Genomic DNA, 15,397 nt, shown 5'->3' with positions numbered 1-15,397 from the left:
CTGATAAACCCATAAAAAAGCGTTCCCGTTGGTGAAGGAAACGTTAAAATAGTTTTAATCTCAATATTTCCTTACTCTTCGTAACTCCAACATATTCATACCGTTACCTATAAGCCCGGTTACATTCGGCTGTACCAGCCGGATCACCTCATCGTAAAACAGGGGTACCACGGCGGCATCTGAAGTAATCATGTTATCCATGGCCTGGTACTGCTTATAACGAATACTATCGTTGTTTTCCTCCAGTGACTGCTCATACAGGCGGTCGAAAGCCGGGTTGTTGTAGCGCGTATAATTGGGAGGCGCCGGGTTCTTGCTGTAGAACATTGCCAGGTAGCTTTCTGCATCGGGATAGTCGGCAATCCAGCTACCCCGGAAAAAGAGCGCCTGGGATTTGGCGGTTTGCTCCAGTAGCAGGCTTTTCTGTACTACCTCTACCTGCACGCGGATTCCTATCTCCTGCACCTGGTTGGCTACATAGTTGGCCAGGTCAGCGTAAATGGGGATAGACAGCAACTTGATTACCGGCAATCCTTTCCCGTCGGGATAACCTGCTTCCCTTAGCAGCTGCCGGGCCAACCCGGGGTTGTAGGGATATCCCTTTACCTGGCTGGAATCGAATGAGGGCAAACCCGCCGGCACAAATCCTGAGGTGGCTGCGGTGCCTATGCCGTTGCGCAGATAGGTCATCATTTTAATACGGTCTATACTGTAGTTGATGGCTTGCCTTATTTTCCTGAAACGCAGGGGCGAGTTACCTACCAGGGGATTGGCGCTGTCGGCCAGGATACCCAGGTATTCGGTATTCAGGTAGGGATGTTTACTGAGTACCATTTTCCCCTCCCATTCCTTTCGCAGGCGGCCTTGTTTAGTCAATACCTCATCTTTAAACGAAGCGTCGATATCATTCATAAAATCCAGTTGGCCCTGGCGAAAGAGCAGGAACTCCGATGCTTTGCTTTCCAGGAAGCTTACCTGTACAGCCTCCAGGTATGGTAAACGCTGTCCCTTTTCGTCTTTCTCAAAATAATCAGGATTACGGTGCAGTACCAGGGCCTGGCCTTCATCCCAGAAGAAAAAGCGGAAAGGACCGGTACCACAGGGGTGGCTGCGAAAGTCTTTCCCGTATTTCTCCACTGCCTCATGCGGTATCACGGAGCAGTATTGCATGCTGAGAATACCCAGTATCGGATGGAAAGGCCGGTACAGGGTAATGGAAAACGTAGAATCATTAAGGGCGCTGAATCCACTGTCGGCGCTGAGTTTGCCGTTGAATATCCAGGAGCCCGAGGATGCCGTGGCCGGGTCCATGATACGCTTTAGGCTATATACCACATCGTGGGCTGTCATACGGCGGCCTTTCCCTCCCGGGAAAATATCACTGTCGTGGAAATAGACATCGGTACGCAGATCGAAAGTATAGGTGCGGTGATCGGCCGACACCTGCCATTGCCTGGCCAGTGAAGGACGGATTTCCAGGTTGCTGTCGGGTTCCACCAGGGTATTATACAACTGCTTTACCGCCCATATTACTTCCTGGCTTTTGGCAAAGGCAGGGTCCAGGCTGGCAATCGTATAGGTACTGTTGTACCGGAATACGGGCAACGACCGTTTTTCCGACGGCTTACAGGCTACCCACCATAAGCCGCTGAGGAGGACAAGCCCCCATTTAATTATAACCGCCTGACAATAACAACTTTTCATTTGGCAGTAAATTAATATCTTTCAGGTTAAAATATACGAATAAATATGCGTGGCATCACAATGCTTTGTATAGGGTTGTTGGCAACATTGGCCTCCAGCGCCCAGGAACACTTCACCCGGGCGGATAGCCTGCGGGGCAATATCAACGCTCCTCAGCGTGTATGGTGGGACGTTATTCACTACGACCTGCACGTAACTGTCAACACAGAAGACAGTACTTTCAGCGGTTTCAACACCATTACCTATAAGGTGCTGAAACCCGACACTCTCCTGCAGATAGATCTGCAAACGCCGATGGTGATAGACAGCGTTATACAGGACAAGAAATCCCTGTCCGTTACCCGGGATGGCAATGCATGGTTTATCCGGTTGTCATCTCCCCAGACAAAAGATAAGAAGAAACAGCTCACCGTATTCTATAGTGGTAAACCCCGGGTAGCTAAAAATGCGCCCTGGGATGGTGGCATCGTATGGGCAAAGGATGAGAAAGGCCGTCCCTGGATAGCCAGCGCAGTACAGGGGATCGGCGCCAGCATCTGGTGGCCCAATAAAGATGTCCAGAGCGACGAGCCGGAAGCTATGACGATCAACGTAACCGTGCCCAATGAACTCGTGGATGTATCCAACGGCCAGCTGAAGAAAACCGTTGAAAACGGTGATGGCACCCATACCTATATATGGCAGGTAAACAACCCGATCAATAATTATGATGTGGCCATTAATATTGGTAATTATATAGAGATGAAAGACAGTTACTCCGGAGAGGGCGGCAAGCTGGAACTGGGTTACTGGGTATTGGATTACAATGAAGAAAAAGCCAAAGAACATTTCCAGGTAGTGAAACCTATGCTGAAATGCTTCGAATACTGGTTTGGTAAATATCCTTTTTACCAGGACAGTTACAAGCTGGTAGAAACGCCTTTCCTGGGTATGGAGCACCAGAGCGCGGTAGCTTATGGCAACAAATTCAAGATGGGTTATAAAGGCACCGATCTTTCCGGCACCGGCTGGGGATTAAAATGGGATTTTCTCGTTATCCATGAAAGCGGGCACGAATGGTTTGGGAACAGCATTACCAGTAAAGACCTGGCAGACATGTGGATACATGAATCCTTTACCAATTATTCTGAAACACTTTTTACAGAATGCCAGTATGGACTGAAGGCGGCAAATGAATACCTGCAAGGCATCCGGAAGAACATTAAAAATGATGTGCCTATCATTGCGCCCTATGGCGTAAACGCAGAAGGCAGTGGAGATATGTATTACAAAGGAGCCAACATGATCCATAGTATCCGGCAGATCATGGAAAACGATGAGGCCTTCCGGCAAATGCTGAGGGGACTGAATAAGACCTTTTATCATCAAACGGTGACCACCAAAGAAATAGAGCAATATATGAGTAACGCGGTAGGTATGGATCTGAGCAAAGTGTTTGATCAATACCTGCGTCATACAACCGTTCCCACACTGGAATACCGATTTAAAGGCCAACAGGTGCAATACCGCTGGGTAACGGATGTAAAGGATTTCAATATGCCAGTAAAAGTAAAGCTAAGCGACAACGCTTATAAATTAATATATCCGGGAACGTTATGGCGTAGTTCCGGCGTTACATTGAGTAATATGAAGGATTTTGAAGTAGATAAGAATTTTTATATTCACACGAAGCAAGTACAATAAGGTATCATGGCCCATCTGCGGGAAAGTGGTTTTCTGCCGGTGGGCCTTTTTTTATCCCTTCAGCAATTTAAATGCGTGGGAAGTGCTGTTATTCAGGTAACCATATGCCGCCCACAAAATGGAAAGGGGCTCTATGCTCCGGCTCATTTCAATCCTCCCCATATCGGCTACATCCTCCCATCCTATCTGGAATAATAAATCGGTGACTTCTTTTTTTGCAGCGTCGTTATTGCCGGCGATAAACATAGTGGGTGCTCCTTCGCGGAAGTTGGGTAAAAACATGCGTTCATGGCCTATGCAGCTCAGGGCTTTCACCACGTTGGCGTCGGGAGGTAACCAGGCCTGGATTTGTTCGCCGGCGGAATTATTATGGCCGATAGTGAAGGTGAGTCTGCCGTAGTCATCGGGGCCTTTGCCATCCAGGGGATTGGTGACATCTACCACGGTTTTGGTTTTGAAATTCCAGATGCCTGCGGCTTCTATGGCTTTTTGTGTGCCACCCCAGCTGGTACAGATCAATAACATTTCACCGAATTCGGCGGCTTGTCTGAAAGTACCTGCCATGGCTTGCTTTCCCTGCTTCTTCAGCCATTGCTGCAACGATTCCCTGGAGGGATTCCGGGTACCGATAGTAACATCATGTCCATTTTGAATAAGCCCTACACCGAGGGTTAATCCTACCGGACCGCTTCCAAGGATACCAATTTTCATGCGCAATTATTTAAGGATAGTGCGAAACATGAAGGTAACTAAAAAAGCTGAAAGCTTAGGGCTTTCAGCCCTAAGCAACTTAGTTAAGACGGCAACTAATATATTGTATTTATTTTTAATATTTATACCTTATGCTTTTTGCTCCTGCAACAGGTATCCCAGGAAACGTTGCATTCCCTGTTTTTTAGCGGGAGTAAGCGGATAACTGATGTTATGGATATAGTAGGTAGCCAGGTCGTAGATATCGTAAGGATTTTCCGCCACTACTGCCGGGATATTCTTAATACCCAGGCTGGTAGCGTTATTGAACTCCTTTATGAACTCGGCGGGCAGCTGCTTATTACTGATCCAGGCAGCGAAAACAAAAGGCAGGCTGGTAAAGCGCACCCAATTTTCTGCCAGGTCATATATATATGGAGATACTTTACGCTGGGCTAGTGCACGATCGCCAATCACCAGGCCGGCATCTGTACCCTTAATCAGGCTTTGGTAATCGCCGTCGGTATCTACAAATTCCACATCGAGTTTCCAGTATTCGCGTACCAGCACCTGCAGCAGCGCTACAGAACTACGGCTTTGGTAGTCCAGATAAATCCGTTTTATTTCATTCAGAGGTACATCGCTATATAAACAAACAGAGGCCACTGGTCCTTCTGCGCCGATACAATAATCTGCTATGATATGATATTCCTTCAGTTCCGGAATAATAGCCACTGGCACCAGGGCTACATCTACCTCTCCATCTATCAGCTGTTGGGCTATCTTAGCCGGATAATCCATCGATAACTCCATCATCTCCATCACCGGATGATTCCTGAATCCATACAATAAAGGCTTCGTATTCAAATAACTTACAGCCGCAACTTTTACTTTCCGTTCCAATTTCAGTAATTTTGAAGCTGCAAAAGTAATTAAATCCCGGTTAACAAGTTCCAAATGAATATTTGTTGGCGGGTAAATGTGACTTCTTGCCACTAAAAACGTTAATTGTAATACTCGAATATGCAACTACAACCTTTAACTGCCATTTCTCCGCTGGACGGGCGCTATCGCAAGCAACTGGACGAGCTGGCCAATTATTTTTCTGAATTTGCGTTGATCCGTTACCGTGTGATGGTAGAGGTGGAATATTTTATTGCACTGTCGGAGCAGAAGCTGTTTACACTGCCCAAAGCCAAATTCGCTGCCCTGCGTAAAATTTACCAGGAGTTCACTATCGAGCATGCACAGCTGATTAAAGACACAGAAAAGATTACCAATCACGATGTAAAGGCAGTGGAGTATTTTCTGAAGAATGAACTGAAAAACCTGGGACTGGAAGATAAACTGGAATGGGTACATTTCGGCCTCACTTCCCAGGACGTGAACAATACCGCTACTCCTCTCTTCTGGAAAGATGCGATCGAGCACGTATATATGCCGGCCATGGCCAACCTGATCTTGGAGCTGAGGAAACTGGGTGAATCCTGGATGAAAGTGCCGATGCTGGCCCGTACCCACGGACAACCCGCTTCGCCTACCATTCTCGGTAAAGAAATACTGGTATTTGTAGAGCGCCTGGAAGGCCAGGTGAACCTGCTGGGACATATTCCTTTTGCCGCTAAGTTTGGCGGTGCTACCGGTAACTTCAATGCACACTATGTATCTTTCCCTAAAATCAACTGGGAAAAATTCGGTGAGAAATTCGTGAATACCACGCTGGGCCTGCAACGTATGAAATATACCACGCAGATTGAGCACTATGATAATATCTCCGCGCAATTCGATGCGCTCAAACGTATCAATACGATATTACTGGATTTCTGCCGCGATATATGGACTTACATCTCCATGGACTACTTCAAGCAGAAAATCAAGAAAAATGAAGTAGGTTCCTCTGCGATGCCGCATAAGGTGAACCCGATCGACTTCGAAAACGCAGAAGGTAACCTGGGATTGGCGAACGCCCTCTTCGAACACCTGAGCGCCAAGTTGCCTATCTCCCGTTTACAGCGCGATCTGACCGATTCTACGGTATTGCGTAACCTGGGCGTTCCCTTTGGTCATACCCTGCTGGCTACCAAATCTATCCAGAAGGGATTGGGCAAATTAATCCTGAACGAAGCCAAGCTGAAAGACGACCTGGAAAACAACTGGGCAGTAGTGGCAGAAGCCATTCAAACGGTATTGCGTCGTGAAAACTACCCGCAACCTTATGAAGCCCTGAAAGAGCTGACCCGTGGCGGAGAACAGATTACGCAGAAAAGTATGCACAAGTTTGTTGATGGACTGAAGATCAGCGCAGCGCTGAAGAAAGAACTGAAAGCCATTACGCCACATAACTATACCGGTTTGTGGTAAGCTTATACCTCTATCATAAAAAAAGCTCCGTCCCTGGGACGGAGCTTTTTTGTTAACTCCCGAAAGCAATTTCTGCGATCAATACGTTTCAGTGCATTACTGCGCTTAGGTTAAACAAACGCGTTCTTGTATTAATTCCTATTTTCTGTTTCTCCCCTTCCTGTTGTTACAGATAACAACAGCATAAATCACCTGCATAGGTTGTCATCACCTCGTTATGGGTCTTTCCCAGGAAAATAACTTGCTTGAAAACTACCGGTATACCGGAGTGGGTAACAACAAGGGGTAAACTATAAAAGCGATGCAAATATATAAATAATGATACTATTATAGAATTATTACAGGCATTTTTTTGTTAATAACTGGTTAAGAAACAGGGTATAAAGGGAAAAGCCCGATCTTTAGAACACATCTCTCAAATGCACCAAGTCATAGGTGTTGCCATAAAAAGTAATGGCGATAATATCGAACCGGATACTTACCGGATGCAATGCATATTGCAGCAGGTAATCGGTGGCCACACTGCGGATGTGTTCTTCCTTTTTATAATTGACCGCCTCTTCCGGCCATCCATAACGATCGCCGCAACGCGTTTTTACTTCAATAAAATAGATACTGTTATCTTTTCCGGCAACGATGTCTATTTCTCTCCGTCCGGATTTCCAGTTGACATGCAACACGCTGCAGTGGCGGCGCACGTAAGCCTGGGCGATGGCTTCGCCCTGCCGGCCCAACGATAAATGATGCATTTATTTTCAGGGTTAGGTATCACAAACTGTTAAGTGAGAATAATCACGGGAAAAATATTCTACTTAACACCTATTTTTGCAGGCATATAAATTTATTCATTCTCTGCTATTTAACAAAGTAAAACAGATAACCATATATGAACTTATTCAGACTGGAAGGAAAAGTGCAGCATTATGCATGGGGAGGGTATACCTACATTCCTGAATTGCTGGGCATCAAGCCTACTGATCAACCTAGTGCAGAATACTGGATGGGTGCGCATCCCAGCGCACCTTCCCTCATTACGACGGCCAGCAGCCAGGAACCGCTGAACCAGCTGATACAGCAGGATCCGGCCAATATTACCGGCCCGGCGGTATGGGAAAAATTCAAAGAACTGCCCTTTCTTTTTAAGATACTGGATGTAAAAGACATGTTGTCTATACAGGTGCATCCTACTAAAAGTGAAGCAGAGAAAGGATTTGCCAGGGAAAATGCGGAAGGCATTCCGCTGAATGCACCTAACCGTAACTATAAAGACGACAACCATAAACCTGAAATTATGGTGGCGTTGAGCGAGTTTTACCTGTTACACGGCTTTCTGCCACATGCACAATTGCAGGAGGTCTTAAATGCGGTTCCGGAATTTACTTCACTGGTAAGCATATACGAAAATGAAGGTTACTTCGGTTTGTATAAAAATGTAATGGAGATGCCACAATCGCTGGTGAATATTATTCTCCGCCCGCTAACCGATCGTCTCATACCGCTGTATAGAGCTAACCAGTTAGCGAAAACAGATCCGGGCTTCTGGGCTGCCCGTGCCGTGTTAAATGATCCTAACAGTAAGGATAAGCTGGACAGGGGTATCTTCTCTATTTACTTCTTTAACATCATGCAGGTACAGCCCGGGGATGCCGTATTCCAGGATGCGGGCGTACCACATGCCTATCTCGAAGGACAGAACGTAGAGCTGATGGCCAATTCAGACAATGTACTGCGGGGTGGTCTTACTCCCAAACATGTAGATGTACCAGAGTTGCTGAAACATACCCGTTTTGAAGGCATCCACCCACATGTTATTAAAGGCGATCTGAGTGCCGATGGATTGGAGAGAATTTATCCATCGCCTGCTCCGGATTTCGAAGTAAGTAAAATAAATATCTCCGAAGGACAAACCTATCAGCATACTGCCCGGGCGGCAGAAATCCTGATCGTGATAAACGGTAGTGCTACTATTAAAGGAGAAGACACCATTGCCCTGCAGAAAGGCCAGTGCGTTTTCACTGCCTACAATGCTACTTACCAGGTTACCGGAAATGCGGAGATTTTTAAGGCTACTGCGGGAAGACTGAAATAAAATAATTGCACCAATAAAAAAGCTATTGAAAAGGACAACCTCCATTTCAATAGCTTTTTTTATTGAGAAACTTATCAGATAATAATCACGGTCTTTCCCTTGCCTTTCGCCTGGCGGCTCAGGGCAATAGCCTCTGGCACATCCTCCAGCCTGATTTTATTCTCTACAGGTACCTGTAATTCTCCCCGGTCAATAATGAGTGAAAGCGTGTCGAGGGATGCAGCGCTTCCCTTGGTTTCGAAATTGCCTCCATGAATGCTCCGGGCCTTGAGGGCGGCTTCGTCGGCCACAAACACAGTAGTCAGCGCTCCCCCACCGGGTCTTACCAGGTCGAGATTAGCGGTAAATCCTGCGCCATCGCTGGCCACATCGATCAATCCATCTACACCGCCCGGATATTTAGCTTTCACTTGTTGCGCCAGAGGTGCTGCTTTATAGTTAATTGTTACCGTAGCGCCCAACTTTTTCATTCTCTCAGCGGCGGCATCATCGCCCACCGTAGCTATCACATGAATGCCCTGTAATTTTGCCAACTGTACGGTAAAAGAGCCAACACCACCAGTAGCACCTACCACCAGGAGGGTATCGCCTTCCTGCAGGTTCAGGTGATCCAGCATTTGCTGGGCCGTCATGCCGGAAGTAGGCACAGCTGCGGCTTCGGCGGCCGACAGGCTGGATGGCGCCAGCGTGAGCCCCGACTTCTCCGGTACGATGGCATACTCAGCATAGGACCCTTCTCCGATAGGTGCGTGAATAAACTGCCCATATACTTTATCGCCTTTTTTGAACCGGGTAACCCCTTCGCCTACTTCGTCCACCGTACCGGCGCCATCTACGCCCATGATGAGCGGAAACTGATGCGGCATGGCTCCATCCATAATACCATCTACCATTTTCCAGTCGAATGGGTTGATGCCGGCAGCGGCTACTTTAATCAACACTGTGCCTGGTCGCACTGCCGGCTTGGGTAAATCCATCACCGTGGGAATGTCTTTAAATTTCGATACGGCTACCGCTTTCATAAGAATGTTTTTAGTATGTAGAAAGATATATTGATTTACAATCGTGGATCTACCGCTTCACTCTCTAACGCTAAAATAGCAAATACGCATCGATGTACCAGCTGCAAAGGCTCTTTATTTACAAATCGCTCCAATGCTTCCAATCCCAGGGCAAATTCCCGCAATGCCAGTGATCGTTTCCCGGAGAGCTTACGGCTGCGCAGGCGCGCTAAATTTTCTTCCGCGTCGTATTCCGGTCCATATATGATCCGCAGGTACTCCTTTCCACGGATTTTAATCGCCGGTTGAATCAGCCCTTTGGCATCTTTGCTGAGGAAAGTATACGGTTTAATAACCATCCCCTCTCCTCCGGCAGCCGTCAGCTGTTCCCACCAGGTAATGGCGGCCTTTTCGCTTTCGGCATCTCCGATGTCGACCAACAGGTAAGGCGTAGCGAGTAGTATTTGTTTATCGCCGGCGCAAATATTTTTTATGGCAGACATATGCCATTCATGGTCCTTGTCGAAGTACGTTTTACCCTCCGTGGCCATGATATGAAATGGCGCCAGTTTATAGTCGCTGAGCTCATTTACCGGCCAGCAATACTGCCGGTAGGCGGCTGCATACCGAGTTGTTTGCCCCAGGCGTTGGCTGTACTTGTCCAGCAAAGCCTGTGCGGGCGCACCATTGGATACTGCCTGTTGTAAAGCATTCATCACTGCCGGCAGCGCATGCCCCGCAGCAGCGCCCACCGCCGCATACTGATGTTGCAGCAATGCCTGGGCTTTGGCGCTCCAGGGCATCAACTCTGCATCGAGACATACCCAGTCGGTATCGAAACTTTCATAAAAGCCGGTATTGATCAGCGCTGTATTGATACGGGCTATAAACGCCTGTTCCATTTGTTTATCGGTAAAGAAAGCGCGTCCGGTTCGCGTATATACGATGCCGTTACCTTCTCCTGTTACGCCAAAACGGGCCGCTGCCGCTGCTTCATCCCGGCATACAATCACTACGGCACGGGAACCCATATGCTTGGTTTCACAGATCACTTTTGTGATCCCGGCATCCCGGAAATATTGCAGTCCCTCTGCTGGATTTTCCAGCATGCCTGGCTCCTGGCTGGTTTCAGCAGGCGACATGGTAGGAGGCAAATAAATCAACCATTTCGGGTTCACCGCAAAGCGGCTCATCACCTCCAGCGCAGCAATATTGTTTTCTTCCCGGATCGTGATGTTGTGACTGTAGCGCGTTTCCAGGATTTGTTTGCCTGTAAAATCGGCGATATCCAACACGCCATCGTATTGCTGTTGTACGCTGAGCGTACTCTCCGCATTATAGCCAATGGGCCGGGCAGGTACGGCGTATTCTTCCAGCGCAGGTACGCTTACCAGCTCCCTTTCCGGGTATCGCAGGGCGGTCAGCGATGCACCAAATACGCAACCGGTATCTATATCAATGGTGTTATTTAGCCATTGTGCAACAGGTACCGGGGTATGCCCGTATACCACCATGGCGCGGCCTTTGTACTCCAGTGCCCAGTTATATCTTACCGGGAGACCGAATTCATCTGTTTCCCCGGTGGTTTCGCCATACAGGCAAAACTCCCTTACAGCACCGGAGCCGCGGCCCTGCATACTTTCTTTCAGGCCTGCATGTGCGACTACCAGCTTACCGTCGTCTAACACATAATGACTTACCAGGCCGTCGATGAATGATTTCACCGATTCCAGGAAAGCCGGCGTTTCACCTGCCAGCTGCGCCACGGTTTGTTCCAGGCCATGCCGCAGCTGTACGTTTTTGCCGTTGAGATAGCGGAGTAGTTTGGCATCGTGGTTACCAGGCACGCATAACGCCTGCCCATTGCCTACCATATTCATCACCAGGCGCAACACCTGTGGGGACTTGGGGCCACGATCTACCAGGTCGCCCACAAATACAGGTTTACGGATAAGCGTGTACCCGTCGGCGGTAGTAGTGGTGGCGGCGCTGATCAGCGTCGCATTTTCCTTGTCCAACTGGTAGCCCAGGGTATGCAACAGCGTACACAGTTCATCGTAACAGCCGTGTACATCCCCGATAATATCGAAGGGACCGTGTTCCTCTTTCTTATTATTATAGAGTGGCGTGCGGGTAATTGTTTCCAGCATGGCCACGTCTTCTTCCGAGCGCATCTCGAAAATATGTCGGAAGCCTTCTTCCCGCAAACCGCGTAGTCCGCGCTTCAGCTGACCAATCTGTTGGGGAATCACGTGAGCGCCGAAATTACGATCAGTGCGCAACACGTTGCGATCCTGGCAAACCCGTTCGGGCATATTCAATACAATAGCCACCGGCAACACGTGGTATTCGCGGGCCAGTCGCACCCATTCTTTCCGGGATTCCGGCTGTACGTTGGTAGCGTCGATCACGGTGAGCAGTCCCAGCTTAAGGCGCTTAGCGGCAATAAAACGAACCACTTCAAAGGCATCTGCCGATACGGCCTGGTTATTTTCGTCATCACTGATCAATCCCCGGCAAACATCAGAGGAAATGACCTCCGTGGACTTAAAAAATTTGCGGGCAAACGTAGATTTCCCGGCGCCAGAAGGGCCGATTAATAATACCAGCGATAATTCTGGTATAGAGATATGTGATAGTTTAGTGTTTCTTCGGGACATAATACTCCTCTCTGATGCGGATTAACAATGATGCCGCCAGTGCCGGATCCGGTTGTTCCGGTAAATCTGACGCAGCATATAATTGTTCCATTTGATCTAATTTTTCGGCCGCCATTTCCAGCAACGTATCATAACTGAATTCCCCGTTACGGATACGTAATAAAAAATCGCGGTCTTCTCTGTATACCCGTACTTCTTTGTAGCGGGCTATTTCGGCTGCCATATTGAGCAGGCGAAAGGTATGCATCATGTGCTTGCTGTCATAATCCGCGCCCAGCAACTGGTTATGCTGATAGCGGGCGTCGTTGCGCAACTCTACCCATTCCCAGTAGGAGGCAAAGTCTTTGCAATACACGGTATATCCATCTTTGTTAAAGTGCATAATGCCCGGCGGGTCCACACCCCGAGGCACGGAGCTTAGCTGCACGTCGTTAGCATTTTCTCCCGAAAAAATACCTTTGAAGGCCACCGCCGTAGTAAACTGTTGCCGGTGGTACAGGGCATATACATCCCGGAAATGGTCGATCTTCGACAGGCCACAATCTTCGGGACGCCATCCTTTTTCGTATAGCCATTCCAGTAATGGCATACTCTGTCCTCCGCTGATCACGTAGCAAAACTCAATGACGGGTTTCCTGGTTTTGGGGTAGGATTGATTGATTTTTTTATTCAATCCCTTCGCCTTCTTAATCTGGGCTTTTGCATAGCCGGCAAAGGTATCCAGGCATAAGCGGGATAAAAAGTCTGCCGGTTTTACCAGGTCCATCAGGGGGTGACGGTATAATTCGTTTTGCGCTGTAGTGCTGAGCAATTCCAGTATATTGGGATTATTCTTTTCCAGCAATTCCAGGAAGCGCCTGATTTCAAAATATACTTCATCGTTGCTCTCATTGGCTACCTGTGGAGTATAGGACATACCATATAATTCTGATTGAGGTAATATAAATACCCCTTTTATATCGGTATCTGATGTAGGCACCTGCAGGTTATAGGCCTTGCTCCCGCTGATGCATTCCAACAGTATACAGGACCGTTGTTGCTTTAACTCCTCAAAAGTCATCGGAAATATATTTACGGAAGAGGTCGTCCAGTTCGGTCGCATCGTTCTTTACCACCGGTAATTCCGCTGCCTGGTACCTGCATTCCTCCAGTATGCCAGCTATCCACTGATGTAATTCCGGCATGGCAGGTACCATCAGTTGCTCATCGGCGCCGGCTTTCAGCTGCAGCAGGTGATCAATAGCTGTCTGTATGCCGGCATCAGTAATCAAGGTACGAAGCCTGGAAAACTCCATCGGGGGCACGCCTTTGCCAGCCAGGATCCATTGGCAGGCGAGCAGGGGACGAAGCACATAAAAGTATTTCTTGAGCTTCACCGAAGCGCCGGACAGCTCGTTGGTAAATACATTGGTAGCCATAGACAGGTAGTGGTGACAACCTGAACGGGGCGAAAAATATTTCTCCATTAAGCCGGCAAGCGTTTCTTTAAAGTCGGTGGTTTCCTGGTATACCACCGGTGATTGCAGCCATTCATAGAGCGGCGCATTGGATTTCAGGAATAGCTGAAGTCCTTTGCGGATATCCCAGCCGCTTACATCCAGCACTTCATCTACCGGCAGTTCAATCACATCGCGCTGTTCCAGGATGCTCAGGTAACTATCTTTATGACGGGCATAAATAAAGCGTACGTCATAATCGCTGTCTGTAGAGGCAAAGCCCCAGGCGCGGCTGCCTGATTCGCAGGCGTAAAGGATTTTCACCTGGTGTTCTTCTTCCAGTGTTTTTATCTGTTGCAATATATTTGTTTCCATCATGAACGTTTAAATAAGGCCAGCTGGCTGGGACCTCCCAGTACTTCATCTGTTTCTCCCAACGGCCTGTAAGATACTTCATAACCAAATTGTGTGGCTACCCGGTCGCCCCAGGTGGCAAACTGCGATCTTGTCCATTCAAAACGGTGGTCGGTGTGCCGGAAAGCGCCGCTGTCAAGCTTTTCATATAGCACGTTGTACTCGGCATTAACGGTGGTAATGATCACGTACTGCGGCCGGGCATACTCAAACACCACCTTTTCCAACGCGGCGAGGCGGGGTTCATCCAGGTGTTCAATCACTTCTACCAATACGCCGGCATCAAAACCTGATAAGCGTTTATCCCTGTACGTTAGGGCGCCCTGTACCAGTTGCAGCCTGGCCCGCTGCATTTCAGGCAGTCGGTCCATTTTCAGTTTGCTCTGGGCAATTTCCAGCGCATGGTAGCTAACATCCATGCCCAGGATTTTCTTAAATGCCGGCTTTTCCATTAGTAAGCGTAACAACTTTCCTTCGCCACATCCCATATCGGCCACGGTGGCTACATTCAGTTCCAGGAGTATTTCCCTCACGGTTTGCAGGCGCAGGTCGTGCAGTCTTATTTTGTCTTTCGGCTGCTTCTCTTCTACTGGCAGTACCTCGTCTTTCATAATCATGCCCAACGCTTCTTTGGCGAGGGGGCCGATATACCGCAGGTAACGGCGGGTAATCAGTTCTTTGGCCGGATGGGTATCCAGCCAGCCTTTCCCTTTCTCCATGAGCTTTTCGATCTCATGCCCGCCTATAAAATAATGTTTATCATTATCGCATACGGGGATGAGGATATACAGCTGGCTTAGGATAGTTTTAAGCGGCAGGGTATGACGCAGCGTTACATTAAAGTAACGGCTTTGTCCCCATTCAGGAAACTGTTCGTCCAATAGGTGCGATTGCACCGTGATATCGTAACCCAAAGGCTCAAAGAACTCCCGCAGCAGGGCTTCTCCGCCTTTTACCGGTAATACAGACAAATTGATTTCAAACGGGATGGCTTCATCTACCAGGTGGGGCTTGTCTTTACAACGCCCGTTCATGGCAGAAGAGTAAGCCTGAGCAATGGCCGCACTCATAAAAGAAGAGGCCACATAAGGCCGGTCATTCACATACTGTTCCAGTACAAAATCTGCCGGCCCATTATTGCCGCGTACCAGGCGCACCGGGTCTATATCCAGCAGTAAAGCGGCGGTACAGCTTTGATCAGTTGCCTCCGGGTAAAAGATATGGGCACTGCCTGCTGTCAGTGTTACAGTTTGTACTTTAGCGGGATGTTTATGCAACAGGTAGCCAAGGTCGGTCGCGGGGTAACGTTTAGTCGTAATAGTTAATAACATCGGTCAACTGTGCTCCTTCACAAAAGCA

General features: G+C 48.3%; 12 protein-coding genes. 3 read left to right on the top strand and 9 right to left on the bottom strand.

Annotated elements, in window-relative coordinates:
* Positions 1-60 precede the first annotated feature (60 nt).
* Positions 61-1,704 (bottom strand): ABC transporter substrate-binding protein, encoded by a 1,644-nt coding sequence (locus FHW36_RS09775; RefSeq protein WP_145666330.1) that lies wholly within the window; start codon positions 1,702-1,704, stop codon positions 61-63.
* 45 nt (positions 1,705-1,749) lie between these two features.
* On the opposite strand from FHW36_RS09775, the gene FHW36_RS09770 reads away from it, so the two are divergent.
* On the top strand, positions 1,750-3,387 hold the full coding sequence (locus tag FHW36_RS09770; RefSeq protein WP_145666327.1) for a M1 family metallopeptidase: 1,638 nt from the start codon (positions 1,750-1,752) through the stop codon (positions 3,385-3,387).
* 51 nt (positions 3,388-3,438) lie between these two features.
* Here the strand turns inward: FHW36_RS09770 and FHW36_RS09765 are convergent, their stop codons facing one another.
* Positions 3,439-4,098, bottom strand: coding sequence for an NADPH-dependent F420 reductase (locus FHW36_RS09765; protein WP_145666324.1), 660 nt, complete (start codon positions 4,096-4,098; stop codon positions 3,439-3,441).
* Between the two features lie 129 nt (positions 4,099-4,227).
* Positions 4,228-4,980: a menaquinone biosynthetic enzyme MqnA/MqnD family protein gene (locus FHW36_RS09760; RefSeq protein ID WP_145666320.1), complete on the bottom strand. Its 753-nt coding sequence runs from the start codon at positions 4,978-4,980 to the stop codon at positions 4,228-4,230.
* Positions 4,981-5,100: 120 nt separating this feature from the next.
* Here FHW36_RS09760 and purB point away from each other — a divergent pair, with 120 nt between their 5' ends.
* Entirely contained in the window at positions 5,101-6,438 is a 1,338-nt protein-coding gene (gene purB / locus FHW36_RS09755; RefSeq protein ID WP_145666317.1) for an adenylosuccinate lyase, read from the top strand.
* Positions 6,439-6,839: 401 nt separating this feature from the next.
* Here the strand turns inward: purB and FHW36_RS09750 are convergent, their stop codons facing one another.
* Complete coding sequence (locus FHW36_RS09750) at positions 6,840-7,187, bottom strand: YraN family protein (protein WP_145666314.1); 348 nt, start codon at positions 7,185-7,187, stop codon at positions 6,840-6,842.
* Between the two features lie 137 nt (positions 7,188-7,324).
* Between FHW36_RS09750 and manA the strand changes: the two genes are divergently transcribed.
* On the top strand, positions 7,325-8,527 hold the full coding sequence (gene manA, locus FHW36_RS09745) for a mannose-6-phosphate isomerase, class I (protein ID WP_145666311.1): 1,203 nt from the start codon (positions 7,325-7,327) through the stop codon (positions 8,525-8,527).
* Positions 8,528-8,601: 74 nt separating this feature from the next.
* Here manA and FHW36_RS09740 read toward each other — a convergent pair whose 3' ends face one another.
* From FHW36_RS09740 to FHW36_RS09720, 5 genes are read right to left on the bottom strand one after another with little or no spacing between them, the layout of a single operon-like run.
* Positions 8,602-9,549, bottom strand: a complete 948-nt coding sequence (locus FHW36_RS09740) for an NADP-dependent oxidoreductase (RefSeq protein ID WP_145666308.1) — start codon at positions 9,547-9,549, stop codon at positions 8,602-8,604.
* A 35-nt stretch (positions 9,550-9,584) separates the two neighbouring features.
* Positions 9,585-12,188, bottom strand: a complete 2,604-nt coding sequence (locus FHW36_RS09735; RefSeq protein ID WP_145666305.1) for a polynucleotide kinase-phosphatase — start codon at positions 12,186-12,188, stop codon at positions 9,585-9,587.
* On the bottom strand, positions 12,169-13,248 hold the full coding sequence (locus FHW36_RS09730; RefSeq protein ID WP_145666302.1) for a DNA polymerase beta superfamily protein: 1,080 nt from the start codon (positions 13,246-13,248) through the stop codon (positions 12,169-12,171). Before FHW36_RS09730 ends, FHW36_RS09735 begins: the two co-directional genes overlap by 20 nt.
* Positions 13,238-13,999 (bottom strand): nucleotidyltransferase domain-containing protein, encoded by a 762-nt coding sequence (locus tag FHW36_RS09725; protein WP_186452372.1) that lies wholly within the window; start codon positions 13,997-13,999, stop codon positions 13,238-13,240. Before FHW36_RS09725 ends, FHW36_RS09730 begins: the two co-directional genes overlap by 11 nt.
* Entirely contained in the window at positions 13,999-15,369 is a 1,371-nt protein-coding gene (locus FHW36_RS09720) for a 3' terminal RNA ribose 2'-O-methyltransferase Hen1 (RefSeq protein ID WP_145666296.1), read from the bottom strand. The genes FHW36_RS09725 and FHW36_RS09720 overlap by 1 nt, the downstream gene beginning before the upstream one ends.
* Positions 15,370-15,397 lie beyond the last annotated feature (28 nt).

This window comes from Chitinophaga polysaccharea, from assembly GCF_007829335.1.
Taxonomy (GTDB): Bacteria; Bacteroidota; Bacteroidia; order Chitinophagales; family Chitinophagaceae; genus Chitinophaga; species Chitinophaga polysaccharea_B.
Note: the sequence above shows the minus strand (reverse complement) of the source record. Positions and strands in the feature narration are given on the sequence as shown.